The sequence below is a fragment of the Falsiroseomonas selenitidurans genome, from assembly GCF_012103215.1.
GTDB classification, from domain to species: Bacteria; Pseudomonadota; Alphaproteobacteria; order Acetobacterales; family Acetobacteraceae; genus Falsiroseomonas; species Falsiroseomonas selenitidurans.
In genome coordinates this window covers 66,946-90,359 of record NZ_JAAVNE010000004.1, presented here as the reverse complement: position 1 = coordinate 90,359, position 23,414 = coordinate 66,946, and the positions used below count along the sequence as shown (strand labels likewise).

At 71.5% G+C, this 23,414-nt stretch carries 25 protein-coding genes; 12 read left to right on the top strand and 13 right to left on the bottom strand.

The window, feature by feature from the left end; translation table 11 throughout:
• Positions 1-27: 27 nt before the first annotated feature.
• Positions 28-660, bottom strand: a complete 633-nt coding sequence (locus HEQ75_RS04150; protein WP_168027665.1) for a TetR/AcrR family transcriptional regulator — start codon at positions 658-660, stop codon at positions 28-30.
• A gap of 78 nt (positions 661-738) precedes the next feature.
• Here HEQ75_RS04150 and HEQ75_RS04145 point away from each other — a divergent pair, with 78 nt between their 5' ends.
• The 9 genes from HEQ75_RS04145 to HEQ75_RS04105 all read left to right on the top strand — a co-directional run bounded on the left by HEQ75_RS04145 (position 739) and on the right by HEQ75_RS04105 (position 8,193).
• Entirely contained in the window at positions 739-1,122 is a 384-nt protein-coding gene (locus HEQ75_RS04145) for a VOC family protein (protein WP_168027664.1), read from the top strand.
• A gap of 38 nt (positions 1,123-1,160) precedes the next feature.
• On the top strand, positions 1,161-2,279 hold the full coding sequence (locus HEQ75_RS04140) for an MFS transporter (RefSeq protein WP_168027663.1): 1,119 nt from the start codon (positions 1,161-1,163) through the stop codon (positions 2,277-2,279).
• A gap of 153 nt (positions 2,280-2,432) precedes the next feature.
• Positions 2,433-2,810, top strand: coding sequence for an oxalurate catabolism protein HpxZ (gene hpxZ, locus HEQ75_RS04135; protein ID WP_168027662.1), 378 nt, complete (start codon positions 2,433-2,435; stop codon positions 2,808-2,810).
• A 121-nt stretch (positions 2,811-2,931) separates the two neighbouring features.
• Positions 2,932-4,497 (top strand): sensor histidine kinase, encoded by a 1,566-nt coding sequence (locus tag HEQ75_RS04130; protein ID WP_168027661.1) that lies wholly within the window; start codon positions 2,932-2,934, stop codon positions 4,495-4,497.
• Positions 4,497-4,871: a response regulator gene (locus HEQ75_RS04125; RefSeq protein ID WP_168027660.1), complete on the top strand. Its 375-nt coding sequence runs from the start codon at positions 4,497-4,499 to the stop codon at positions 4,869-4,871. The genes HEQ75_RS04130 and HEQ75_RS04125 overlap by 1 nt, the downstream gene beginning before the upstream one ends.
• A gap of 28 nt (positions 4,872-4,899) precedes the next feature.
• Positions 4,900-5,652, top strand: coding sequence for an SDR family NAD(P)-dependent oxidoreductase (locus HEQ75_RS04120; protein WP_168027659.1), 753 nt, complete (start codon positions 4,900-4,902; stop codon positions 5,650-5,652).
• Positions 5,653-5,664: 12 nt separating this feature from the next.
• Positions 5,665-6,867 (top strand): acyl-CoA dehydrogenase family protein, encoded by a 1,203-nt coding sequence (locus HEQ75_RS04115; RefSeq protein ID WP_168027658.1) that lies wholly within the window; start codon positions 5,665-5,667, stop codon positions 6,865-6,867.
• The gene (locus tag HEQ75_RS04110; RefSeq protein ID WP_168027657.1) at positions 6,860-7,840 is read left to right on the top strand and encodes a phosphotransferase family protein; all 981 of its coding nucleotides are present in this window, start codon (positions 6,860-6,862) and stop codon (positions 7,838-7,840) included. Before HEQ75_RS04115 ends, HEQ75_RS04110 begins: the two co-directional genes overlap by 8 nt.
• On the top strand, positions 7,840-8,193 hold the full coding sequence (locus HEQ75_RS04105) for a DUF6285 domain-containing protein (protein WP_168027656.1): 354 nt from the start codon (positions 7,840-7,842) through the stop codon (positions 8,191-8,193). The genes HEQ75_RS04110 and HEQ75_RS04105 overlap by 1 nt, the downstream gene beginning before the upstream one ends.
• Here the strand turns inward: HEQ75_RS04105 and HEQ75_RS04100 are convergent.
• The 4 genes from HEQ75_RS04100 to hmgA are packed head-to-tail and all read right to left on the bottom strand — an operon-like array spanning position 8,168 to position 12,967.
• Positions 8,168-9,307 carry a CaiB/BaiF CoA transferase family protein gene (locus HEQ75_RS04100; RefSeq protein ID WP_209318334.1) on the bottom strand — a complete coding sequence of 380 codons (1,140 nt, stop codon included), beginning with the start codon at positions 9,305-9,307 and terminating at the stop codon, positions 8,168-8,170. The two genes, HEQ75_RS04105 and HEQ75_RS04100, sit on opposite strands and share 26 nt — an antisense overlap.
• Positions 9,304-10,275 (bottom strand): hydroxymethylglutaryl-CoA lyase, encoded by a 972-nt coding sequence (locus HEQ75_RS04095; protein ID WP_168027654.1) that lies wholly within the window; start codon positions 10,273-10,275, stop codon positions 9,304-9,306. Before HEQ75_RS04095 ends, HEQ75_RS04100 begins: the two co-directional genes overlap by 4 nt.
• Before the next feature lie 50 nt (positions 10,276-10,325).
• Positions 10,326-11,621 (bottom strand): fumarylacetoacetase, encoded by a 1,296-nt coding sequence (fahA, locus tag HEQ75_RS04090; protein ID WP_168027653.1) that lies wholly within the window; start codon positions 11,619-11,621, stop codon positions 10,326-10,328.
• A 5-nt stretch (positions 11,622-11,626) separates the two neighbouring features.
• Complete coding sequence (gene hmgA, locus HEQ75_RS04085; protein ID WP_168027652.1) at positions 11,627-12,967, bottom strand: homogentisate 1,2-dioxygenase; 1,341 nt, start codon at positions 12,965-12,967, stop codon at positions 11,627-11,629.
• Positions 12,968-13,097: 130 nt separating this feature from the next.
• Here hmgA and HEQ75_RS04080 point away from each other — a divergent pair, with 130 nt between their 5' ends.
• Together HEQ75_RS04080 and HEQ75_RS04075 are read left to right on the top strand one after the other, a co-directional pair.
• Positions 13,098-14,270 carry a thiolase domain-containing protein gene (locus HEQ75_RS04080; RefSeq protein ID WP_168027651.1) on the top strand — a complete coding sequence of 391 codons (1,173 nt, stop codon included), beginning with the start codon at positions 13,098-13,100 and terminating at the stop codon, positions 14,268-14,270.
• 14 nt (positions 14,271-14,284) lie between these two features.
• Positions 14,285-14,683, top strand: a complete 399-nt coding sequence (locus HEQ75_RS04075) for a Zn-ribbon domain-containing OB-fold protein (protein ID WP_168027650.1) — start codon at positions 14,285-14,287, stop codon at positions 14,681-14,683.
• A 7-nt stretch (positions 14,684-14,690) separates the two neighbouring features.
• On the opposite strand, the gene HEQ75_RS04070 is transcribed toward HEQ75_RS04075, so the two are convergent.
• Entirely contained in the window at positions 14,691-14,846 is a 156-nt protein-coding gene (locus HEQ75_RS04070) for a hypothetical protein (protein ID WP_168027649.1), read from the bottom strand.
• A gap of 281 nt (positions 14,847-15,127) precedes the next feature.
• Between HEQ75_RS04070 and HEQ75_RS04065 the strand changes: the two genes are divergently transcribed.
• The gene (locus HEQ75_RS04065; protein ID WP_168027648.1) at positions 15,128-17,065 is read left to right on the top strand and encodes an ATP-binding protein; all 1,938 of its coding nucleotides are present in this window, start codon (positions 15,128-15,130) and stop codon (positions 17,063-17,065) included.
• A 241-nt stretch (positions 17,066-17,306) separates the two neighbouring features.
• Here HEQ75_RS04065 and HEQ75_RS04060 read toward each other — a convergent pair whose 3' ends face one another.
• The 7 genes from HEQ75_RS04060 to rfaD form a co-directional block, all read right to left on the bottom strand.
• A complete protein-coding gene (locus tag HEQ75_RS04060; RefSeq protein ID WP_168027647.1) occupies positions 17,307-17,555 on the bottom strand; it encodes a hypothetical protein in 249 nt (82 codons plus the stop codon).
• A gap of 93 nt (positions 17,556-17,648) precedes the next feature.
• The gene (locus tag HEQ75_RS04055; RefSeq protein ID WP_168027646.1) at positions 17,649-18,581 is read right to left on the bottom strand and encodes a ribose-phosphate pyrophosphokinase; all 933 of its coding nucleotides are present in this window, start codon (positions 18,579-18,581) and stop codon (positions 17,649-17,651) included.
• A gap of 308 nt (positions 18,582-18,889) precedes the next feature.
• On the bottom strand, positions 18,890-19,813 hold the full coding sequence (locus HEQ75_RS04050; protein ID WP_168027645.1) for a hypothetical protein: 924 nt from the start codon (positions 19,811-19,813) through the stop codon (positions 18,890-18,892).
• A gap of 59 nt (positions 19,814-19,872) precedes the next feature.
• Positions 19,873-20,640, bottom strand: a complete 768-nt coding sequence (gene pgeF, locus HEQ75_RS04045; protein ID WP_168027740.1) for a peptidoglycan editing factor PgeF — start codon at positions 20,638-20,640, stop codon at positions 19,873-19,875.
• The gene (locus HEQ75_RS04040; RefSeq protein WP_168027644.1) at positions 20,640-21,635 is read right to left on the bottom strand and encodes a class I SAM-dependent methyltransferase; all 996 of its coding nucleotides are present in this window, start codon (positions 21,633-21,635) and stop codon (positions 20,640-20,642) included. Before HEQ75_RS04040 ends, pgeF begins: the two co-directional genes overlap by 1 nt.
• Positions 21,635-22,432, bottom strand: a complete 798-nt coding sequence (gene lgt / locus HEQ75_RS04035; RefSeq protein WP_168027643.1) for a prolipoprotein diacylglyceryl transferase — start codon at positions 22,430-22,432, stop codon at positions 21,635-21,637. The genes HEQ75_RS04040 and lgt overlap by 1 nt, the downstream gene beginning before the upstream one ends.
• A complete protein-coding gene (gene rfaD, locus HEQ75_RS04030; protein ID WP_168027642.1) occupies positions 22,429-23,409 on the bottom strand; it encodes an ADP-glyceromanno-heptose 6-epimerase in 981 nt (326 codons plus the stop codon). Before rfaD ends, lgt begins: the two co-directional genes overlap by 4 nt.
• Positions 23,410-23,414: the final 5 nt, after the last annotated feature.

Genomic DNA, 23,414 nt, shown 5'->3' with positions numbered 1-23,414 from the left:
AAGTCAATAATCGTCAGTCAGCACATCTCAGGGCCGGAGGCCGCGCAGCAGCAAGGCGATCAGCGCGTCGAGATCGGCCAGCATCTCCGCCTCACTCACCTCCCGCATGCCGCATTCGGCGATCAGCACGGGGTGCATGAAGCCGATGACCGCCATCTTGATGGAACCGGCCGTGCTTTCCGCGTCCAGCTTCGCGAATTCGCCGCGCGCGGCACCATCCATCAGCACGTGGCGGATGGCGGTGCGGATGCCTTCGATGAAGCGTTCCACCACGCCCCAATGCTCCGCCATCGCCGCCGTCACCATGTCGTGCAGGCGCTTTTCCGTGAAGAACAGCGCCAGGTGCCGCTGGTGCAGCGTGCGCAGCAGCAGGTGCAGCCGTTCCGCCGCGCCGCCCGGCCCGCGCGCGATGGCCCACAGCTCCGCCTCCACCCCATCCAGCATCCGCGCCGCGATCGCCTCGTTGATCGCGGATTTGGAGGGATAGAAGCGGTAGATGTTGGCCGGCGACATGCCGAGTTCACGCGCGATGTCGGCCACCGCCGTCTTCTGGTAGCCCATGGAGCGGAACAGCGCCTCGGCGGTGTCCTCGATGCGCCGCCGCGTTTCCTCCGCGCTGCTGGCGCGGCGGGTGGCGGCTTCCCGGGTTGTCGTGCTCATGACGAATAATCTAAATCAACACTCGTCATATTGCCAGCCCCCTTCCGTTCCATCCCGATTCAGGGCGAGATGATGCGCATGAGCCCCTATCGATTCGACCATATCCATCTTCGCAGCCCGGACCCGGAGGCGACCGCCGCCTTCTACGTCTCGGCCTTCGGCGCCGCCATCACCGGCCGCGCCACCCCCGGCGGCCGGCTGCGGGTGATGCTGGACCTTGCCGCCGTGCCCCTGTTCGTCGAACAGGTCCCGGCCGAGACCCACGCCCCGCCGGCGCCGCCCTTCCTCGGCATCGAGCATGTCGGCCTGGCCGTGGACGATTTGGATGCGGCGCTGGCCGACCTGCAGGGCAAGGGCGTGCCGCTGATCTCCGGCCCGACCGAAGCGCGGCCGGGCGTGCGCATCGCCTTCCTGCAGGCGCCGGACGGCGTGCGCGTGGAACTGATCGAGCGCCGCGGCTGAACCAGCTGGCGGCCACAAGCTGGGCGCCGGTCGCCGCCATGCTGGCGGGCGGCATCCTGGGTGCGGCGCAGATCGGCAAGGTGCCGGCGGCGATGACCACCATCGGCGCCGAATTCGGCCTGGGCCTGACCGGCGCGGCGCTGCTGGTTTCCCTGTTCGCGCTGATGGCGGCCATCGGCGGCCTGGGCATCGGCCTGGCCGCCGCGCGGATCGGGCCGCGCCGGGCGCTTCTGGCGGGCTTGGCGCTGGGCACCCTGGCCGCGCTGGCGGCGGCCCTGGCGCCGACCGCCCCGCTGCTGCTGCTGGCCCGCGTGGCGGAGGGCGCCGGGTTTCTCCTGCTTGTGGTGGCGGCGCCCGGGCTGGTTTCGGCCAGCGTGGCGCCGCGCGACCGCGGCCTCGCCATGGGATTGTGGGGCACCTACATGCCGGCCGGGATCGCGCTCGGCCTGCTCAGCGCGCCGCTGGTGGAAGCGCAGGGCTGGCGTGCCGCCTGGATGGCGCTGGCGCTGCTGCTGGGCCTGGCGGCGCTGCTCTGCTGGCTTCTGGTGCCGGCGGCCCCGGCCGGTTCCGCAGCGCCGGCCGCGCCCATCGCCGCGCAGCTTCGTGCGCTGATGGCGGCGCGCCGGCCGCTGCGCATCGCCACGGCCTTCGCCACCTACAACGCGCTGTATTTCGGCATCGCCGCCTTCCTGCCGGCGCGGCTGGAGGCGCTGGGCGCCGCCACCGGCGGGGCTGGCGCGGCGGCGGCGCTGGCGGCCCTGGCCAATGCCGGCGGCAATCTGGCGGCCGGGCTGCTGATGCGCCGGGGCGCCGCGCCGGCCGGCCTCGCCATGGCCGGCGCGCTGGGGATGGCGGTGTGTGGCAGCGCCGTCTACCTGGTGCCGCTGCCCGCGGCGGTGGTGGTGCTGGCGATCGCCGCCTGCGGCATCGGCGGGCTTCTGCCGGCCTCCTGCTTCGCGCTGCTGCCGCGGTCGGTGCCGGATGCGGCGCTGGTGGCGCCGGCGGTGGGGCTGGTGATGCAGGGCAACAACCTGGCGCAGCTGCTGGCCCCACCGCTGATCGGCGCGCTGGCCGGCCAGGCCTGGGCGCTGGCGGCCCTGCCCATGCTGCTGGCCGGCCTGGCGGCGACCCTGGCCGGGCGATCGCTGCGACGCTGAGCAGGTGCCGGCCCGCGCGCCCGCCGGTCGCCGGGCCAGGCCCGCATGGCGCGAGCGTTTTCGCCAACGGGGGCTTCACGGCCGCCGCGATCCGCCGCATGACCGCGCGAGCGACCCGGTCGCCTCTCCGGGTCCAGGCAGGGGGTGCACCGCATGGACATCGATATCCCGGAGGTCGTGGCCGAGGTCACGGCCGCCTTCCAGCGCTACGAGGCCGCCCTGGTGGCCAATGACGTGGCGGTGCTGGACGAACTGTTCTGGAACGATCCGCGCACCATCCGCTACGGCGCGACCGAGATCCTGCATGGCTATGCCGAGATCATGGCATTCCGCGCCAGCCGCCCCTCCGTGGGGCTGGAGCGCACCTTGCTGCGCACCGTCATCACCACCCATGGCCGGGACTTCGCGACCGCCAACACCACCTTCAGCCGCAACGGCCGCATCGGCCGGCAGAGCCAGTGCTGGGTGCGGCGCCCGGAAGGCTGGCGGGTGGTCGCCGCGCATGTCAGCCTGATGCCTCCCACGCCGTGAGACACCGCACCGCGGGTCAACGAAGCGTGATGGCCGATATTGGGCCGGCGACGATGGCGACGCTGCCGCCCGAACTTGGTAGGATACTGAAAATCCCTGGCAGACTGCGCGCAACCACCGCATGAACCCGTTCAACCAATTGTTGCCGGAGGGGCCGCAACTGCAGCCGGGTCTCTGCACGCTGGTTGATGCGGATATTGCATACATTCATCTTATCTCGGATATTGCGACGGGTCTCGCTTATTTTTCCATCCCCGCCGCGCTCCTCGTCTTCGTCCTGCGCCGCCGCGACCTGGCCTATCCCTGGGTCTTCGGCCTCTTCGCGATGTTCATCATCGCCTGCGGCGCGACGCATCTCATGCATGCCTGGACGCTGTTCAGTCCGGACTATGTGACCGAGGCGCTGATCAAGCTGATCTGCGCCGCCGTTTCCGTCACCACCGCCATCGTGCTCTGGCCGCTGCTGCCCCGCCTGCTGGCCCTGCCCAGCCCCGGCGCCCTGGCGCGGGAGGTGGAGGAGCGCCGCGCCGCCGAAGCCCGCGCCCTGGCCAGCGAGGCCCGCGTCACCGCCTTCATCGATAATCTGGCGGAAGCGCTGTTCGTCATCCGCATCAACGGCGCCGACGATTTCGTGGTGGAGACGGTGAACCCCGCCTTCGAGCGCCTGTTCGGCCTGCGCGGGGCGGACATCGCGCAGCGCCCGGTGGCGGAAGTCATCGCCCCGCATCTGCTGGCCGCCGCCATGCCGCATTGGCAGCAGGCGCTTGAGACGCGCCGGCCGGTGGAATACGTGATGGATGCGGAGACGATGCTCGGCCCGCGCATCTGGCAGACCGTGCTGGTGCCGATGACCGGCGCGGATGGAACGGTGGAAAGCCTGCTCGGCTCGGCGCGCGACATCACCTTGACCCGCCGCCTGCAGGCCGACCTGCTGCAGAGCGCGCGGCTGGCCACGGTGGGCACCATGTGCGCCGGCCTGGCGCATGAGACCAGCCAGCCGCTGAATGCCGCGACGCTGTGGCTGCGCAACGCCCGGGCGGCCGCGGCCGAGCTGGGCCCGGCCGATCCGGCGGCACGGCTGGGCACCGCGCTCGGCGTCATCGACAGCCAGCTGCGCCGCGCCGGCGATCTGGTGGCGCGCATCCGCGCGCTCCCCGGCGCGGAGTCCGGCGCGGCGCAGGTCTTCGACGCCGCGCGCTGCGCCGCCGCCGCGGTGCGCACGGCGGCCGGGCAATATGCGCCGGAGCGCATCGACGTGGTGCTGCGCAGCGATGTCGCCTCGCTCCCCGTGCAGGGCGTGCCCGCGCGCCTGGAACAGGCCTTGTTGCAATTGCTTTCCAATGCCCGTGACGCGGTGCAGGACCGGCGCCTGCGTGATCCGGATGCGGCGGCGGAGATCCTGGTGACCCTGGCCGAGGATGGCGGCGAGGCGGTGATCGAGGTGCGGGACAACGGCACCGGCGTGCCGGACGCCTTGCGCGATGTGATTTTCGACCCCTTCTTCACAACGCGCGACCCGGGCCGCGGCAGCGGCCTCGGCCTGCCGCTGGCGGCCGCCATTGCCCGCGCCATGGGTGGGCGCATCGATGTCCACAACCTGCCCGACGGGGGGGCTGTCTTCACCATGCGCCTTGCACTCGCCCAGCCACAGGACCGGATCGACCAGCCCGAGACGGTGCCTTGCTGATGGCCGCGCCCCGGATCCTCGTTGCGGAGGATGAGGGCCTGGCCGCCATGGCGCTGGAGGATGAATTGCTGCGCGAGGGCTATGCCGTGACTCTCGCCCCGGATGGCCTGGCCGCGCTGGAAGCCGCGGCGCAGGAGCCGCCGGACCTGCTGCTGACGGATCTGCGCATGCCGCGGCTGGATGGCTCCGCGCTGATCCGGGCGCTGCGCGCGGCGCGGCCCGACCTGCCGGTGGTGGTGATGACCGGTTACGCGCCCGCCGGCGGTGCCGCCGCCTTCGCCGCGGATGGCGAAGCGCCGATCAGCCTCTTCGCCAAGCCGCTCGACATGGACGCGGTGCTGGCAGAGCTTCGCAAGCTGCTGAACAGGCCATAGAAGACTTCCCGGCAGGGAAGGGGGCCGCATGCTGTTCGCGTTGACGGGGCGCGTGGCGCTGGTGACGGGCGCCTCCGGCGCGCTGGGCCGGCACTTCTGCCGGGTGCTGCACCAGGCCGGGGCGCGCGTGGCGCTGGCTGCCCGCCGGCCGGAGGCGGTGGCCGCGCTGGCGGCCGAACTGGGCGAGGGCGCCATCGCCGTCGCCCTCGACGTGACGCAGGAAGCCAGCATCGCCGCAGCGCTGGCAGCGGTGCAGGCGCGGCTCGGCCCGCCCGCCATCCTGGTGAACAATGCCGGCATCGCCGCGACGCGCCCCTTCCTGGAGCATACCGCGGCGGATTGGGACCAGGTGATGGCGGTCGATCTGCGCGGCGCCTTCCTGGTGGCCCAGGCCACGGCGCGGGCGATGGTGGCGGCGGGGCAGGGCGGGGCCATCGTCAACGTCGCCTCCATCCTCGGCGCGCGGGTGATCCCGGGCGTTGCCGGCTATGCCGCGGCCAAGGCGGGGCTGATCCAGCTCACCCGGCAGATGGCGGTGGAGCTTGCGCGGCACCGCATCCGGGTGAACGCCCTGGCGCCCGGCTACATCGCCACCGACATCAACGCCGATTTCTTCGCCAGCGAGCCCGGCCAGGCGATGGTGAAGCGCATTCCGCAGCGCCGGCTGGGCCAGGCGCAGGACCTCACCGGCCCACTGCTGCTGCTGGCCTCGGACGCCGGCGCGCATATGACGGGCAGCGTGCTGACCGTCGATGGCGGCCATTCCATCAACAGCCTCTAGGACACGCCCCGCATGGACTTCGCCCTGCCGCCCGAGATCGACGCCATCCGGAAGCGGGTGCGGCAATTCGTCGATGCCCGCCTGATCCCGCTGGAGGCGGACCGCGCCAGTTACGACGCGCACGAGAACATCCACCCGGACGTCCTGCAGCGGCTGCGCGCGGAAGCGAAGGCGGAAGGTCTCTGGGCGCTGCAGATGCCGAAGGCCCGCGGCGGCGGCGGCCTGCCCGTGGTCGGCATGGCCGCCTGCTACGAGGAGATGAACCGTTCCATCTTCGGCCCCGTCGTGTTCAACAGCGCCGCCCCCGACGACGGCAACATGATCGTGCTGGAGAAGGTGGCGACGGAGGCGCAGAAGGCGCGCTGGCTGCAACCCATCGTCGATGGCGTGGTGCAGTCCAGCTTCGCAATGACCGAGCCCGATGGCTGCGGCAGCGACCCGTCCCTGACCTACACAAGGGCGGAGAAGGTGCAGGGCGGCTGGCGCGTCACCGGGCGCAAGCACTACATCACCGGCGCCGGCGAATCGAAGCATTTTCTTCTGATTGCCCGCACCAGCGATGACGACCGGCGCGGCCTCACTTGCTTCCTGTTCCATGCGGACCAACCCGGCTGGCGCATCATCCGCCGCATCCCGATCATGGGGCCGGAGGAACATGGCGGGCATTGCGAGATCGCATTCGACGGGCTGGAGATCCCCGACGAGAATGTGCTGATGGGCGTCGGCGACGGGCTGAAGCTGACGCAGATCCGCCTCGGCACGGCGCGGCTCACGCATTGCATGCGCTGGCTCGGCATGGGTCGCCGCGCGCTGGAGATCGCCATGGAGCGCATCGCGGTTCGCGAAAGCTTCGGCCAGAAGCTGATCGACCGCGAATCCGTGCAGGGGCTGGTCGGCCAGGCGGCGATGGAGCTGGAAATCGGCCGCCTGCTGACCATGAAGGCGGCCTGGGTGCTGGACCAGGGCGGCTTTGCGCGCAAGGAGGTCTCGATGGCGAAGATCGTCGTCGCCGACGCGCTGCACAAATCCGTCGACACGGCGCTGCAACTGCTGGGCGCCCGCGGCTATTCCAAGGACACGCCGGTGGAGTGGATGTACCGCTACGCCCGCCAGGCCCGCCTGGTGGATGGTGCGAGCGAGGTGCACCGCATGGTGCTGGCGAATTTCCTGCGCCGCGAAGGCCGCGACTTCTTCCAGTGGGGCGCCCATGGATGAGGCCGCGCTGCGTGGCTGGCTGGCGCAGGCGAGTGGCGATGCCGGGCTGCGCATCACGGCGCTGACGCGGCTCTCCGGCGGCGCCATCCAGCAGAACTGGGCGCTGGACGTGGAGCTTGGCGGCGCGGCGCAGCGCTGGGTGCTCCGCACGGATGCGCCGGCCGTGCTTGCCGTCAGCCACACGCGGCCGCAGGAGTTTTCCCTGCTGAGCGCGGCGCGCGAGGCGGGCGTGACGGTGCCGGCGCCACTGTTCCTCTGCGCGGATTCTTCCGTCATCGGCCGGCCCTTCTTCGTGATGGCGCGGGTGGAGGGCGTGGCCGCGCCGCATCGCGTGGTGAAGGACGCGACGCTCGGCGGCGGCCGCGCCGCCTGCGTCGCGGCGCTGGGACGCGAACTGGCACGGATTCACGCGATCCGGCCGCCGCGCGCGGATCTCGGCTTTCTCGGCGATCCGCCGGCGGATGCGGCGCTGGCCGCCATCGCGGCGCTGCGCCGGCGCCTCGACGCCGCGGGCACGCCGCGGCCGGTGCTGGAATGGGGGCTGCGCGCGCTGGAACGCAAGGCGCCGCCGCCGCTGCCGCCGGTGCTCTGCCACAACGACTTCCGCACCGGCAACATCATGCTGGACGCGCAGGGCGTCGCCGCCGTGCTGGATTGGGAATTTGCCGGCTGGGGCGACCCGCATGCGGATCTCGGCTGGTTCTGCGCGAAATGCTGGCGCTTCGGCCAGGTGGCGCAGGAGGCCGGCGGCATCGGCCCGCGGGACGCCTTCCTGGCCGGCTACGGCCTGCCCGTGGATGCGGGGCGGCTGCCCTGGTGGGAATTGCTGGCCACCATCCGCTGGGCCGTCATCGCCGCCGACCAGGCGGCGCGGCATCTTTCTGGCCAGGAGCGCAGCCTGGAATTGGCGCTGACCGGCCACATGGTGCCGGAGCTGGAATGGGACGTGCTGGCGATGGCGGAGGCGCTGTGATGCTCGAAAAGCCGGACGCGCAGAACCTTCTCGCCACCGCCCGCGCCGCGGTGCTGGAGGAGATCCTGCCGGCGCTGCCGCCGGACAAGGCCATCCTCGCGCGCATGGTCGCCGCCGCCATCGGCCTGGCATTGCGGGAGACGACGGCGGGCCAGGATTGGCAGGATGCGCTGCAGGCGCGGCTGCGCCGGCTGGTGGCGGCGCCGGAGTCGCGGTTGCTGGAACGCCTCGCGGCGGAGATCCGCGAAGGCCGCCACGACCCCGGCACGCCGCGCCATGCCGAGGTCGCCGCCTGGCTGCGCGACCATGCCCGGCTGCGGGCGACGATCAGCGCGCCGCGGGCCCTGGGCTGAAGCCCGCCCCCGCATGTTCGTCGAGCCGCGGCGCACCGCGCGGCGGCAGCGGCCGCACGCCGTCGAAGCTGATCGGCGTGGCAACGACGGCAAAATCCTCGCCCGGCGGCGTCGCCAGCATCGCCATCGCCGCCGCCTGCGGCTCCGCCAGCATGTCTTCCACGGTGTTGATCGGCGCGCAGGGCACGCCGGCTTCCACGAGCAGGCCGAGCCATTCGACGCGGCGGCGTGTGCGCATGATGTCGCGGATCATCGGCAGCAGCGCCGCCTGGTTCGCCAGGCGGTCGCGATTGGTGACGAAGCGCGCATCCGCGATCCATTCGGCATGGCCGAGAACGCGGGCAAACTTGCCGAACAGCCGGTCATTGCCGCAGCAGACCAGCAGCGGTGAATCGGCGGCGTCGAAGGCTTCGTAGGGCACGAAGCCGGGATGGCCGGAGGCATGGCGCACCGGCTGCTCGCCGAGGTTGACGAAGGCCGAGACCTTCTGGTTGGCCCAGGCGAAGGCGGTCTCGAAGAGGGAGGTGTTGATCACGCAGCCGCGCCCCGTCGCCTCCCGCTGCCGCAGCGCTGCCAGGGCGCCGATCACCGTCCACATGCCGGTGCCCTGGTCCACCACGCTCGCACCCATGCGTACCGGCTTGCCGCCCGGCTCGCCCGTGATGGAGGACAATCCGGAAAAAGCCTGCAGCAGCGGCTCATAGCCCGGGTGGTCCTTCATCGGTCCGCGATGGCCGAAGGCGCCCATCTCGCAATAGATCAGGCGGGTGTGCCGCGCCGTGGTCTCCGCCCCGCCCAGGCCGAGCGTTTCCGGCACGCCCGGGCGCATGTTGTGCAGCAGGATATCGGCCTGTTCGAGCAGCCCGTGCAGCGCCGCCATGCCCTCGGCGGATTTCAGGTCCAGCGCGACGCTGCGCTTGCCTCGGTTGAATTCGTGAAACACCAGCGCATCGCCGCGGCGAAAATCGCGGCCCATCTGCCGCGCATCGTCGCCGCCCTGCGGCTTCTCCACCTTGATCACATCGGCGCCGAGATCCGCCAGGATCGCGCCCGCATAGGGGCCGGCGAAGACCTGGCCGATCTCGACCACCTTCAGCCCATCCAGCGGCTTCACGCGGCGAGACCCTGGCTGGCCCGGTATTTGGCGAGTGACCCCGCATGCATGACGCGGCCGTTCAGGCGGCGGCCGATCAGGCGCTCCGCCATGCGGGCGCATTCCACCAGCGCCTCCAGGTCGATGCCGGTCTCGATGCCGAGTTCGTGGCACAGGAACACCAGATCCTCCGTGCACACATTGCCCGCCGCGCCGGCATCGCCATGCGCCGCGAAGGGGCAGCCGCCCAACCCCGCCACGCTGCTGTCGAACAGGTCCACGCCCATCTCCAGCGCCGCCAGCACATTGGCGGTGCCGAGGCCGCGCGTGTCATGCAGGTGCAGGCCGATCCGCACATCCGGCAGCGCATCCCGCACCAGGCCGACCAGCCGGCGCGTCTGCTCCGGATTGCCCCAGCCCATCGTGTCCGCCAGGAACACCTGCCCGAGCTTCTCGCCGCGCTCGGCACAGATGTCATGGGCGTAGCGCGCGAGGTCCACCACGCGCGCCGGCGGGATGTCGCCCTCATAGTTGCACCCGAAGGCGGCCATGATGATCGCGTAATCCGGCTTCACGCCGGCTTCCGCATAGCGGTCCAGCCAGCCCTTCTGCCGCTCCGCCATCTCCGCCGCCGAGCAGCGGTTGTTGCGCTGCGCGAAGGCATCGGAGGCGTAGAGCGAGATCTTGCCGAACAGGTCCACCGTCCCGGTTTCCCGCGCGCGCGCAAAACCCTGCTCGTTCAGCCACAGCCCGGAATAGGCCACGCCCGGCCTGCGGCGAATGGCGGCGAAGAATTCGGCGCTGTCGGCCATCTGCGGCACATGCTTCGGGCTGACGAAGCTGGCCACCTGAATGTGGTGTAGCCCGGTTTCCGCCAGCGCCTCCACCAGCTTCACGCGCTCCGCCAGCGGGAAGATGGTCTTCTCGATCTGGAAGCCCTCGCGCGGGCCTTCCTCGCGGAACTCCACCCGTTTCGGCCGGTCGGACATGCGGTTCCCCTCCGTTCTCCCGCGCAAACTGGACCGGGGCCGGGGGACGTTCAAGGCGCCGGCAGGATGCGCCCCGTGCAGTCGCCGAAACCGATGGAGGCAAAGCCTTCCCGCACCGCGCGGGCGCGCAGCGTCACCTCGTCGCCATCCTCCAGGAATCGGCGCGTCTCGCCGGAAGGCAGTTCCAGCGGCTTGCGGCCGCCCTGGCTGATTTCCAGCAGCGAGCCGTCGCCCCCGGGGATCGAGATGGTGCCGCTGCCCAGCAGGTCGCCCGGCTGCAGGTTGCAGCCGCCGCAGGCGTGGTGCGCCACCATCTGCGCCGGCGTCCAGTACAGCCCCCGGGCATCGCCCAGCGACAGCCGATGCGCCGGCAGCCCCGCCTTGGCCAGGCCCGGCGTCATCAGCCAGACCTCCAGTTCCAGCGCCAGGGCGCCGTTCTCCTGATCGTCCTCGTCCCACAGATAGGCCATCGGCGCCGGGTCCCCGGCCGGCCGCGCCGGCTGCGGCACGCGGAACGGCGCCAGGGCCTCCGGCGTGATGATCCAGGGGCTGATCGTCGAGCCGAAATTCTTCGCCAGGAAGGGGCCGAGCGGCTGGTATTCCCAGCCCTGGATGTCGCGCGCCGACCAGTCGTTCAGCAGCCCATAGCCGGCGATATGGCCCGCCGCCTGGCCGATGCCGATGGGCTCGCCCAGCGCATTGCCCGGGCCGATCCAGATCGCCAGTTCCAGCTCGTAGTCCAAATTGCGGCTGGGGCCGAAGCTCGGCTCGGTCTCCGCCGCCGGCTTGCGCTGGCCGTTCGGCCGCCGCAGCGCGGTGCCGGAGGGCACGATGGAGCTGGCGCGGCCGTGATAGCCGATGGGCACATGCTTGTAGTTCGGCAGCAGTGGATTGTCCGGCCGGAACAGCGCGCCGACATTCGTGGCGTGCTGGATGCCGGCGTAGAAATCCGTGTAGTCGCCGATCCGCGCCGGCAGGTGCAGCTTGCAGCGATCGGCCTCGTGCAGCAGGGGGCCCAGCGCCGCCTCGGCGTCGGCGCCTTCCGCCAGCAGGGCCGAAAGCTGCGCCCGCAGCGCCTGGCGCGGCGCCGCGCCGGCGCCGAGCAGCGCGTTCAGCGTGCCGTCGCGGCAGGCCGCCACCGCTTCCGCCGCCGCGCCGGTCAGCAGCCCGGCGGCGACCGCGCCGGCGAGGTCCAGCACGCTGTCGCCGATGGCGGTGCCGGGCCGCTTCGCCTCACCCTGCGGCGCGAAGATGCCGAGCGGCAGGTTCTGGAGGGGAAAATCCGGGTGCCCGTTGGCCGAGGCGACGCAGCTGCGCCGGGCCGCGTCGTGGGTGGCGTCGATCATGCCGGTCACCGCCGCGCCGGGTCGAATTTCTTCACCAGGCCGGACCAGCAGGCCTCGTAATCCGGCTGGCGTTGCGCGGCGCCGGCGGCGAAGGCGGTCAGGCGCTGCGGCAGCCGGGTCTCGAACATGAAGGCCATGGTGTTCTCCAGCTTGTGCGGCGCAAGCGTCGCGGTGCTCGCCTTCTCGAAGGCCTCGGCGTCCGGGCCATGCGGCAGCATGCAATTGTGCAGGCTGAATCCGCCGGGGACGAAGCCCTGCGGTTTGGCGTCATACTGGCCGAGGATCAGGCCCATGAACTCGCTCATCAGGTTCATGTGGTACCAGGGCGGCCGGAAGGTGTTCTCCGCCACCATCCAGCGCTCCGGGAACAGCACGAAGTCGATGTTCGCCGTGCCGGGGGTTTCCGACGGCGCGGTCAGCACCGTGAAGATCGACGGATCCGCATGGTCGAACAGCAGCGGCCCGACCGGGGAGAACCGGGCCAGGTCGTATTTGTAGGGTGCGTAATTGCCGTGCCAGGCGACCACATCGAGCGGCGAGTGCCCGATCTCCGCCTGCCAAAGCTGCCCGCCCCACTTCACCACGACGCGATTCGGCCGTTCCACATCCTCAAAGGCCGCGACGGGCGACAGGAAGTCGCGCTGGTTGGCCAGGCAGTTGGCGCCGATCGGTCCGCGCTCGGGCAGGGTGAAGGCGCCGCCGTAATTCTCGCAGAGATAGGCGCGCGCCGGCTGCTCCGCCACCAGTTCCACCCGGAACTTCACGCCGCGCGGCAGCACCGCGATCTCCCCGGGCGCCGCGTCGATCACGCCGAACTCGGTGCGCAAGCGCAGCCGCCCCTGCTGCGGCACCACCATCATCTCCGCATCCGCATTCCAGAAGGTCTCGTCCACCATGCTGCGCGTCACCAGCACGATGCTGGCCGCCATGCCGGTCTGGGAGGCGACGTCGCCGCAGGTGGTGATGGTGTGGATGCCCTCCAGGAAGGTCATCGCCCGGTCGGGGATCGGCAGCGGGTCCCAGCGCAGCGGCTGGATCGGCAGGCCGGTTTCCTCCATGCAGGGCGCGCTGCGCCACAGGCCCGGATCGCGCGGCGCGAAGCGGCCGATATGCGCCACGCTGGGACGGATTCGGTACAGCCAGGACCGCGCATTGCTGGCCCGCGGCGCGGTGAAGGGGCTGCCGGACAATTGCTCGGCATAGAGCCCATAGGCGCAGCGCTGCGGCGAATTGCGCCCGACCGGCAGGGCGCCGGGCAGGGCCTCCGTCTCGAAGCCATTGCCGAAGCCTGACAGGTAGCCGGCATTCGCCGTGCCGATGATCGCGGTTTGTGGGGTGATGTCCATGCGCGCGTCCTCCCTCCGCCCAGCATAGCGCATCGCGCCGCCAGGGGGATGCGGCAGAAAGGGGGTGCTGGACGCGCGCGCCGCGGGGCGGCACCTTGCCGGCCGCAAACAGCCGGGGACAGACACGGACATGAGCCTGCGCGGCAGCGCCTGCATCGTCGGCGCCTTCGAACATCCCACCCGCAAGGCGGAGGACAAATCCGTCGCCCAGCTGCATGCGGAGGTCGCCTTCGGCGCCCTGGCCGATGCCGGGCTGACCGCGGCGGATGTCGACGGCTATTTCTGCGCCGGCGACGCCCCCGGCATGGGCCCGCTTTCCATGGCGGATTATCTGGGCCTGGACCGGCTGAGCCATGTCGATTCGACCGATATCGGCGGCAGCTCCTACCTGGCGCATGTGGCGCATGCGGCGGCCGCCATCGCGCTGGGCCGCTGCAACATCGCCCTCATCACCCTGGCCGGCCGGCCGCGCAGCGAGGGCATGGCCACCGGCACCGCCGCCCGTGCCCAGAACGCCAGCGTGCCGGACGATGCCTTCGAGATCCCGATGGGCCGCACCGTTGCCGGCAGCTACGCGCTGTGCGCCATGCGCCACATGCACGAATTCGGCACCACCAGCGAGGACCTGGCCTGGATCAAGGTGGCGGCCAGCCAGCACGCCCAGCACAACCCGCACGCCATGCTGAAGAAGCCGGTGACGGTGGAGGAGGTGGTGAATTCGCCCCTGGTGGCAGACCCGCTGCATCGCCTCGATTGCTGCGTCATCTCCGATGGCGGCGGGGCGCTGGTGGTGGCCCGGCCGGAGATCGCGCGGTCCCTGAAGCGCCCGGTGGTCAGCATCCGCGGCACGGGTGAGGCGGTGAAGGGCCAGTTCGGCGGCTATCCGGACCTCACCTTCTCCGGCGCCCGCTTCTCCGGCGCCCGGGCCTTCGCGGAGGCCGGGGTGACGCCGGCCGACATCCGCTACGCCAGCATCTATGACAGCTTCACCATCACCGTGCTGATCCAGCTGGAAGACCTCGGCTTCTGCGCCAAGGGGGAGGGCGGGCGCTTCGTGCGCGACGGCAACCTGATCTCCGGCGTGGGAAAGCTGCCCTTCAACACCGATGGCGGCGGGCTGTGCAACAACCACCCCGCCAATCGCGGCGGCATGACCAAGGTGATCGAGGCGGTGCGGCAGTTGCGGGGGGAAGCGCATCCGGCGGTGCAGGTGGCCGATTGTGGCCTGGCGCTGGCGCATGGCACGGGCGGGCTGCTCGGCCATCGGCATGGCAGCGCCACGCTGGTGCTGGAACGGCAGTGAAGGAGGCCACGGAGATGACCGAACGCAGCATCGCCGCCCCCGTGGTGGACCCCAGCACCAGGCCCGTCTGGGAAGCGGCGGCCGCTGGTCGGCTACTGCTGGGCCTGTGCCGGGACACCGGCCGGCACTTCCACTACCCGCGCCCCGTCTCGCCCTTCACCCTGTCCGGCAATGTGGATCTGGTGCCGGCAAGCGGGCTGGGCACGATCTACAGCTTCACCGTGATGCGCGTCGCCCAGCCCTATGCCTGCGCCTATGTGGAACTGGCGGAGGGGCCGCGCATCTTCACCAACATCGTCGATTGCGCCTTCGAGGAGATCCGCATCGGCATGAAGGTGCGGGTTGTGTTCCGGCCGAGCCAGGCGGCGGACGGCACGCCGGGCGCGCCGGTGCCGATGTTCGCGCCGGCCTGAGGCCACCCTACATCCCGGGCGAGCGCGCCAGGGGGGACTGGTCCGGATCGGTGCAATGGGCGGGCGAGCCGCGGCAGGCGGCGCGCACCGTGTTGGCCACATCCCGGGCGCTGCACGCGGCGGCGAGGAGGAGAAGCAGCAGCAGGATCGCGTTGCGGGGCATCGGCGGTCTCATCCCTGAATGGTGCCATCCTAGGCCAGTCCTCCCCGCCATGCGCCTGGGCGACCGCGTATCGCTTCTCCTCATGCGGGGTTGCCGGATTCACGATTTATCAACTATTGCGTGTCCAGTCTGAGTGGCCACACCGCAGGCGAGTGGTATGGGCCGGACCTCGTCGGGCCTGCTCGCCTTCCCGCCACGCGGTGTGGCAGAGGCTTCACCCGTGGCGGTAGGTCGGACCGGAAAAGCCGGGAGGGCCTTGCGCCGGAATCGACAGCGCCATGATGGCTGATCTGACCCGCTGGTTGTCCGCCCCGGTCGTGCCTCTGCCGACTGGCGCCGACCGGGCCATTGCCGCGGTGCTGCCGGAAGCGGCGCTCGCCATGCCCGAACAGTTGGTGCCCCAACAATCCGCTTCGCTGCCGCTCGGAGAACTGGTCGCGCTGGCCGATCTGGGCATCGGCGCCGCCTGTCTGGCCGGCTGCCTGGCGCTGGTGCGGCTGTGCCTGCGCCGGCCGGGCCTGCGGCAGCGCCCACTGCCCTGGCTGCTCGGCATCTTCCTGCTGCTCTGCGGTGCCGCCAACCTGATGGATGCCTTCGGCGCCGGCCCCGGCGCGCGCGCCGCCATGCGCCTCGCCACTGCCGCGGCCGGGCTGGCCGCCGCCCTGGCGCTGTGGCGCCTGCTGCCGCATCTGCTGCGCCTGCCCTCCGTATCCAGGCTGCGCAGCGCCGACCAGGCCCGCGCCGAAGCCCGCCGCCGCGCCAGCTTCGAGCATTCGCCCGTGCCGCTCTTCACCCTGGCCCCGGACCAGACGGTGGCCGACATCTCCAATTCCTGGCTCAGCCTGCTGGGCTATGCGCATGCCGAGGTGGTGGGCCGCCCGCTGCAGGACTTCCTGCCGCCCGACCAGCCCCTGGAATGGACCGCCGCCGAACGCGCGGCGCTGGCGGCCGGCGAGCCTTGCGAGCGCGAACAGCGCTTCCGGCACGCCGATGGCCGGACCCTCGACGCGCTGGTGACGGTGCGGCGCGAGCAGGGCGCGGTGGCGCCGAACCTGACCTGCGTGCTGGTGGACATCACCGCCCGCAAGCGGGCGGAGGCGGCACTGCGCACCAGCGAGGCGCGGCTGCGCCACGCCCAGAAGATGGAGGCGATCGGCGGCCTGGCCGCCGGCGTGGCGCATGATTTCAACAACATCCTGCAAAGCGTCGTCGGCGCGCTTGAGATGGTGCTGGAGGAATTGCCGCCCGGCACCGCGGGCCACGACTATGCCGCCGTGGCGCTGGGCGCGGCGGAGCGCGGCTCCTCGCTGACCCACCACCTGCTCTCCTATGCGCGCAAGCAGTTGCTGCAGCCGCGCCACATCCCGCTGGAGCCCTTCCTGGCGGATCTGCGCAAGCTGCTGATGCGCACGCTGGGGCCGCATATCGAGGTCTCGGTCCAGGCCGGGGAGGTGCCGGGGCTGCTGGCGGATCCGGGCCAGTTGCAGACCGCGCTGCTGAATCTGGCGATCAACGCCGCGCACGCCATGCGCCAGGGCGGCACGCTGCGCATCACCGCCCGGCTGCATGCGCCGCAGGCGGCACGATGGGTCTGCCTCAGCGTCGCCGATAGCGGCGCGGGGATGGATGCCGCCACCCTGGCCCGGGCGGTGGAGCCCTTCTTCACCACCAAGGGGCGGGATGGCAGCGGGCTCGGCCTTTCCATGGTGCAGGGCTTTGCGGAACAATCCGGCGGGCGCCTGCAGATCCAGAGTGTGGTCGGCCAGGGCACCCGGGTGGATCTCTGGCTGCCGGCGGCGGAGGCGGCGCCGGTGGAACGTCCCGCCGCGGCCCCCGCCCCGGCGGCCTCCGGCCGGGTGCTGCTGGTGGACGATTCACCGGACGTGCTGCTGATCACCGGCACGCTGCTGGAACGCGCCGGCTTCAGCGTGGCCCGCGCCGCCAGCGGCGACCGGGCGCTGGAGTTGCTGAGCCAGTCGCCCTTCGATGCGCTGGTGACGGACTACGCCATGGCGGGCCTGAATGGCGCCGACCTCATCACGGAGGCGCGGCTGATGCGGCCGCGACTGCGCACCCTGCTCATCACCGGCTTCGCCGACCAGCGCTACGCGGACCGGCTGCCGCCGGGGACGCTGGTGCTGCACAAACCCTATCAGCGGCAGGACCTGCTGGCGGCCATGAACCGCATCCTGCAGCCGCAGCAGGGCAGCGTCATCTGAGCGAGGCGGCCGGCAGCCCGGACCGCGCCGATGGAAGCGCGGAGCATGCCCCATCGCCCCGTTCCCCGGCATTTCCAGGAAACATCTGATTTCATTACAAGAAATCGTTCAGACTATTCCATCTGAACGCATGCCGCGGTAGAGCCGATTCACCGCAAGCGAGGACGGTGAAACGGCTACAGCTTATTGTTCCGACGCATGTTCCGAGTCGCCTTGCGAAGCCGCAAGGCTTGAAATTGCTCTAGCGGCAGACCCGGCGGTCCACCCAGCGCAGCCGGAGGCGGCCGAAGCGGTCGCGGAAGCGAACGCGCTGGCGCTCGATCCAGCAGCGCGGGCGGCGGCGGCCGGGCGGCGGGCGGTATTGCACCGGCTGCGCGCGGTTCCCCGCCGCGTCGGGCGCGGCAGGTGGAAGCGCGGCGCGGGCCCGGGCCCTGGCGCCGCCAGCGAAAAGCCCCGCCAGGCCGGCCAGCAGAAGGTGTCGACGTTCCATGCCGGGATCCTCCGGTGATGCACGGGCATCAGAACGCCGGAAGATGTCCGAAAGCCGTCGCCGCCGCGGCGATCCCTTGATGAACCGCCGGTGTCAGTTGAACAGCGAACTGACCGAGGATTCCTCGCTGATCCGCTTCATCGCCTCGGCCAGCAGCTGGGCGATGGTCAGCTGCTTGATGTTGCGTGAAACCCGCACCGCCTCGGTGGCCAGGATGCTGTCCGTCACCACCATGTGCTCGATCTGCGCGGCGCCCACGCGGGCCACGGCGCCGCCGGAGAAGACGCCATGCGTCACATAGACGCTGGCGGATTTCGCGCCGTTCTTCAGCAGCGCCTCCGCCGCATTCACCAGCGTGCCGCCCGAATCGACGATGTCGTCCACCAGGATGCAGTCGCGGCCTTCCACCTCGCCGATCACGTTCATCACCTCGGAGACGCCGGCGCGCGGCCGGCGCTTGTCGATGATGGCGAGGTCGGTGTGGATGCGCGCCGCGATCGCGCGCGCGCGGACCACGCCGCCGACATCGGGGGAGACCACCATCAGGTCGCGCCCGGCGAAGCGTTCCTGGATGTCGCGCGCGAACAGCGGCGCGGCGAACAGATTGTCGACCGGCACGTCGAAGAAGCCCTGGATCTGCCCGGCATGGAGATCCATGGTCAGCACGCGGTGCGCGCCGGCTTCCACGATCAGGTTCGCCACCAGCTTGGCCGAGATCGGCGTGCGGCTGCCGGATTTCCGATCCTGCCTTGCATAGCCGAAATAGGGGATCACCGCCGTGATGCGCCGCGCGCTGGCGCGCCGCAGCGCGTCCAGCATGATCAGCAGCTCCATCAGGTTGTCATTGGCCGGGTAGCTCGTGGACTGCACCACGAACACGTCCTGGCCGCGGACATTCTCATGAATCTCGCAAAAGATCTCCATGTCGGCGAAGCGGCGGACGGAAGCCTGGGTCAGCGCGATGCCGAGCGCCGCGGCCACCGCCTCGGCCAGCGGGCGGTTGCTGTTGCAGGCGATGATCTTCATGGCGAGCGCGAACCCCGGAAGAAGGCGTGCGGGAAGGGCGGGCGCGGCCGCGGCCAGAAACCCGCCACCGACGCGGGGGTAGGTAGCAACGTGACGTTTGAGTGTCCATCGCGACAAGATGACCGTGACGCATGGCCGCCCCGCAGGACCCGCCCGCTTCCGGCGCATTTCCAAGCCTTGCGGCGTCGAGGGGCGGTGAACCGGCGCTGGCGCACCATGCGTGCGGATGGGATGATCCGAACGCATTTCCTGCCTTGGAATCAGAGACTTCTAGGGCATGAGCAGCGTTCAGGCGAACGCGGCGTTCTCTAGCGCGGCCGTGGCGCGCCGGCGCTTCCCGCCGGTGGCTCGGCCGCCGCCGCGGCCGGGAAGCCGCCGGCATTGAACACCACGTCCCGCACGCCGCCGGAGGCTTCCTCCGCCACCACGAAGGCGACATCGCCCCACAGCCCGGAAAGCGTGCCGGCCGGCACCTCGTTCAATTGCAGCACCCGGCCCAGATCCTCGCCATCGCGGCGGGAGACGACCCAGACGATCTCGACCCGCTGCTGTCCGCGGCCGGAGGGCACCACCGTGACCTCCCCCTGCACCGCGAATTGCGCGCCCTGCGCGGCGTCCTGCACCTGGAAGCCCAGGCCCGCCAGGCTGTCGCGCATCCGCGCCGTCAGGCTGGCGTTGCCATCGCCCGGCGCACCGCGCACCGGCAGCAGCCGAAGCACCGGCGCGCCGCCGCCGGAAGCCCGCTCATCCCCCGTGCGGCGCTGCGCATCGATGCGGCCGACCAGATCGGCGAGCTGGGGCGCGACCTCGGCCGCGATCCGGCGGTGCAGCGGGTTGCCGCCCTCCACCCATTCGCGCACCGCCACCGGCTGGCCCACCAGCATTCCCAGCGCCCGGCCATCGGCGTCCCGCAGCGCGAAGCGCGGCACCACCATCTCCGCCTGCCGCTCCGCCGCCGTCACCACCTGCCAGTCCAGCGGCAGGCCGCTGCCGGCCACCGCCGGCACGTCCTGGGTGGCCAGGGCATCGGCCAGCGCCGCCGCCAGGCTGCCGGCATCCGCATCGGTCATCAGCGCGAGGGTCGAGGGCACCACCGCCACCCGGTAGCCCGGCGGCTGGCGCAGCCGGCGGGCCACGGCGCCGGGCCGGCCGCGGAAGGGCTGCGGCAGCGTGCCGCAGGCCGCCAGCACCAGCAGCGGCGCCAGCAGCAGCAGGCGCCTAGATGATGACACAGGAGGCCAACAGGGTCAGGAACATCAGCACCACGAACATGACGACATAGGGCATGGGCTCATCCCGGCGGCAGGGCAATGGCCGATAGCTGGTGGCCCAGCGGCCCGCCGCCAGCCAGGGTCCGCCGGCGATGGCTGAAGAAGCGGCTTTCCTGCGCCAGCGTGTCCTGGAACAGCGCCGCAGGGGCGCCGGTGCCGGCTTCCCGCAGCCGGGCCAGGCAGTAGCCGGCCAGGTCGAACTGCCAGCGGTCCGGCCGCTGGCCGGGGCCGAAGAAGCGCGCATCGGCCGCGGCGCGGGTCAGCACCGCCTCGCGCAGGTCCGGCCCCACCTCGTAGCTGTCCTGGCCGATGCAGGGGCCGACGGTGGCGGCGATGTCCGCCCGGCGGGCACCCAGCGCCTCCATCGCCTCCAGCGTTGCCTCCAGCACGCCGGCCACCGCGCCGCGCCAGCCGGCATGGGCGGCGCCGATGACGCCCGCCCTGGCATCCGCGAACAGCACCGGTGCGCAATCCGCCGTGAGGACGCCCAGCGCCTGGCCGGGGCGGTCCGTCACCAGCGCATCGGCGGTGGGCCGCGCCGCCTCGGTCCAGGGGGTGCGCGCATCGGCCACGGCCGTGCCATGCACCTGCACCAGGCCCAGCAGCGCCCCCGGCGCCACGCCCAGCACCCGGGCGCAGGCAGCACGGTTGGCGCGCACCCGGCCCGGGTCGTCCTGGCCCGAGAGCGAACAGTTCAGTGCGGCATAGGGGCCTTCGGAGACGCCGCCCTCACGGGTGAAGAAGCCATGCGGCACCGGCAGGCCGGCGGCGAGGAAGCCGGGGGAGATCACGATTCGAATCCGGGCAGGGTGGGCAGGGCAGGGTCGCAGACGGCCAGCGCCTTGAACAGCCGGCCCATGCCTTCCGCCGCCACCAGCCGCTCCGCCCCCGACAGGATCTCCCCGGCCAGGCGCGGCCGGGCCTGGGCCAGCTGCGCGGCGCGGGTCATCAGGCCCAGCCTTTGCAGGAACAACCCCTGCGGCAGCGGCCCGGCCACCGCCGCCCCGGCCGCCCGCGCCACCTGCGCCAGCGCCGCGAAATCGACATGCGCCGTCAGGTCGGCGCTGCCCGGATCGGCCAGCGGGTCCAGCCCCGTCGCCTGGCCGCGCACCGCCTGCAGGCTTTCGCCGAAGCCGGATTCGGCCGGCCCGTAGTCCAGGAAAAGCGCCGCGCCGCCCTGCGCCGCAAGCCGCCCGGCCAGAGCGGCGACAAGCGCCTGCGCGGCCTCCCCCACCTCCCGCACCGCGGCTTCCGGGGCGGGCAGGGGGGGCGGGTCCGCCGCCGGGCGTTCGACGAAGCCGCCCTCCGCCACATGGCGCTCCAGCCAGGCGCCGCCGCGGCCGACGAATTGGCGGATCGGCAGCGCGTCCAGGAACTCGTTGCCCAGCAGCAGCATCGGGCCGGGCGGCAGGGTTTCCAGCCCGTCATGCCAGGCGGTGACGGCATCGCCCAGCGCGCGCTGCTGCGCCTGGCGCAGGGCAGGGGAGGTCTCCACCAGGTGCAGCCGCAGCGCCGCGCGGCAATCCGGCGCCACCTGCCCCAGGGCGCGCAGCGCATCGGCCATCAACGTGCCGCGCCCGGGGCCGGCTTCCACCAGCAGCACCGGATCGGGCCGGCCCATCGCCTGCCAGACGATGGCGCACCAGGCGCCCAGCACCTCGCCGAAGGCCTGGGAGATCTCGGGCGCCGTGGTGAAATCCCCGGCGCGGCCGAAGGGGGTGGCGGGCCGGGCGTAATAGGCGGCGACCGCCCGCGCCATGAAGCGGTCCAGCCGCTCCGCCATCAGGCGGGCCTGGCCCGCAGCATCAGCACCGCACCCACCGCCAGCATGGGCACGGACAGCAACTGCCCCATGGTGATGCCGGCGAACAGAAAGCCGAGATGCGCATCCGGCTGGCGGAACACCTCCCCCACCATGCGCGCCACTGCATAGCCGGCCAGGAAGGCGCCGGTGACGAAGCCCTCCCGCGCGCGGATCGCCGGGATGCGGACCAGCACCTGCAGCAGGATGAACAGGAGCACGCCCTCCATCGCCGCCTGGTACAGCTGGCTAGGGTGGCGCGGCTCCGGCCCGCCGGTGGGGAAGACCATCGCCCAGGGCGCGTCTGAGACGCGCCCCCACAGCTCGCCATTGATGAAATTGGCCAGCCGCCCGAAGCCCAGCCCGATCGGCACCACCCCCGCCAACCGGTCGCCGAAGCGCAGTGCCGGGATGGATTGCCGGCGGCAGAACCACAGCGCGGCCAGGATCACGCCCAGCATGCCGCCATGGAAGGACATGCCGCCCTGCCACACATAGGCGGCCTCCCACGGTGCGGTGATGTAGTAGCCGGGGCGGTAGAACAGCACGTAACCCAGCCGCCCGCCGAGGATGATGCCGAGCGTCGCCCAGGTGACGAAATCGTCCAGCTGTTCCCGCGTGGCCGCCACCGGCGCCAGCGCCACCATGCGGCGCGCCAGCATCCAACCCAGCACGATGCCGGCGATATAGGCCAGCGCGTACCAGCGCAGCGCGAAGGGCCCGATCTGCACCAGCACCGGGTCGATGGCGGGGAAGGCAATCGCGAACATCGGCATCACCGGTGCGGGTCGGGGTTCAGCAGGAAGTCCCGCACATAGCGGCCGACGCCGTCCTCCAGCGTCGTGGCCGGCCGGTCGTAGCCCGCCGCGCGCAGCTTCGCCATCGGGGCCTCGGTGAAGTACTGGTATTTGCCGCGCAGGTCCGGCGGCATGTCGATGAAGTCGATGCGGTCGTTCTGGCCGAGCCCGGCGAATAGCGCCCGCACCAGGTCGAGGAAGCTGCGCGCGGTGCCGGAGCCGATGTTGAACAGGCCGGAGACCCGCGGGTTGTCCAGCAGCCACAGCATGGCGGCGACGCAATCCTCCACATGCACGAAGTCGCGCCTCTGCGCGCCATCGGCGTAGTCCGGCCGGTCCGAGCGGAACAGCCGGGCGGGCTCGCCGCGCGCCACCTCGTGGAATTTGTGGAACACCACGCTGGCCATGCGGCCCTTATGCGCCTCGTTCGGGCCATAGACGTTGAAGAAGCGCAGCCCCGCCCATTGCGGCGGTGCCGGGCGGCCGCGCGCCAGCATGTCCGCCACCCGCCGGTCGAAGGCCAGCTTTGACCAGCCATAGAGGTTCAGCGGCCGTAGCGCCGCCAGCGCCGCCGGGTTTTCATCATCGGCGAAGCCCAACGCGCCATCGCCATAGGTGGCGGCGGAGGAGGCATAGAGGAAGGGCACGCCGCGCCGGGCGCATTCCGCCCAGAGGTCCAGCGACAGCATCAGGTTGGTCTGCGCCACCAGGTCGCCATCGGTGGCCGTGGTGGCGCTGATGGCGCCGAGATGCAGCACGGCCGTCACCGGCGGATCCGCCGCCCAGAAGCCGGGCAGGGCTTCCGGCGGCAGGATGCCGGCGATGCCGTGCTTGGCCAGGTTGCGCCACTTCACGCCGTCGCGCAGCCGGTCCACCACCAGAACCTCCGCCCCCCGGTCACAGAGTGCGGCGACCAGGTTGGAGCCGATGAAACCGGCGCCGCCCGTGACGACATACATCGGCG

Bases quoted from the DNA above. Each gene is read 5' to 3' on its own strand.
- fahA (WP_168027653.1), bottom strand. From the start codon at position 11,621: ATGATCGACGCCACCCACGACGCGGCCCGGCGCAGCTGCGTCGCCTCG.
- HEQ75_RS04060 (WP_168027647.1), bottom strand. From the start codon at position 17,555: ATGGAACGTCGACACCTTCTGCTGGCCGGCCTGGCGGGGCTTTTCGCT.
- hpxZ (WP_168027662.1), top strand. From the start codon at position 2,433: ATGGACATCGATATCCCGGAGGTCGTGGCCGAGGTCACGGCCGCCTTC.
- HEQ75_RS04055 (WP_168027646.1), bottom strand. From the start codon at position 18,581: ATGAAGATCATCGCCTGCAACAGCAACCGCCCGCTGGCCGAGGCGGTG.
- HEQ75_RS04070 (WP_168027649.1), bottom strand. From the start codon at position 14,846: ATGCCCCGCAACGCGATCCTGCTGCTGCTTCTCCTCCTCGCCGCCGCG.
- HEQ75_RS04115 (WP_168027658.1), top strand. From the start codon at position 5,665: ATGGACTTCGCCCTGCCGCCCGAGATCGACGCCATCCGGAAGCGGGTG.
- HEQ75_RS04145 (WP_168027664.1), top strand. From the start codon at position 739: ATGAGCCCCTATCGATTCGACCATATCCATCTTCGCAGCCCGGACCCG.
- HEQ75_RS04095 (WP_168027654.1), bottom strand. From the start codon at position 10,275: ATGTCCGACCGGCCGAAACGGGTGGAGTTCCGCGAGGAAGGCCCGCGC.
- HEQ75_RS04040 (WP_168027644.1), bottom strand. From the start codon at position 21,635: ATGGCGGAGCGGCTGGACCGCTTCATGGCGCGGGCGGTCGCCGCCTAT.
- HEQ75_RS04120 (WP_168027659.1), top strand. From the start codon at position 4,900: ATGCTGTTCGCGTTGACGGGGCGCGTGGCGCTGGTGACGGGCGCCTCC.
- HEQ75_RS04075 (WP_168027650.1), top strand. From the start codon at position 14,285: ATGACCGAACGCAGCATCGCCGCCCCCGTGGTGGACCCCAGCACCAGG.
- HEQ75_RS04080 (WP_168027651.1), top strand. From the start codon at position 13,098: ATGAGCCTGCGCGGCAGCGCCTGCATCGTCGGCGCCTTCGAACATCCC.
- HEQ75_RS04105 (WP_168027656.1), top strand. From the start codon at position 7,840: ATGCTCGAAAAGCCGGACGCGCAGAACCTTCTCGCCACCGCCCGCGCC.
- hmgA (WP_168027652.1), bottom strand. From the start codon at position 12,967: ATGGACATCACCCCACAAACCGCGATCATCGGCACGGCGAATGCCGGC.
- HEQ75_RS04140 (WP_168027663.1), top strand. From the start codon at position 1,161: ATGCTGGCGGGCGGCATCCTGGGTGCGGCGCAGATCGGCAAGGTGCCG.
- HEQ75_RS04130 (WP_168027661.1), top strand. From the start codon at position 2,932: ATGAACCCGTTCAACCAATTGTTGCCGGAGGGGCCGCAACTGCAGCCG.
- HEQ75_RS04125 (WP_168027660.1), top strand. From the start codon at position 4,497: ATGGCCGCGCCCCGGATCCTCGTTGCGGAGGATGAGGGCCTGGCCGCC.
- HEQ75_RS04150 (WP_168027665.1), bottom strand. From the start codon at position 660: ATGAGCACGACAACCCGGGAAGCCGCCACCCGCCGCGCCAGCAGCGCG.
- HEQ75_RS04065 (WP_168027648.1), top strand. From the start codon at position 15,128: ATGGCTGATCTGACCCGCTGGTTGTCCGCCCCGGTCGTGCCTCTGCCG.
- HEQ75_RS04110 (WP_168027657.1), top strand. From the start codon at position 6,860: ATGGATGAGGCCGCGCTGCGTGGCTGGCTGGCGCAGGCGAGTGGCGAT.
- rfaD (WP_168027642.1), bottom strand. From the start codon at position 23,409: ATGTATGTCGTCACGGGCGGCGCCGGTTTCATCGGCTCCAACCTGGTC.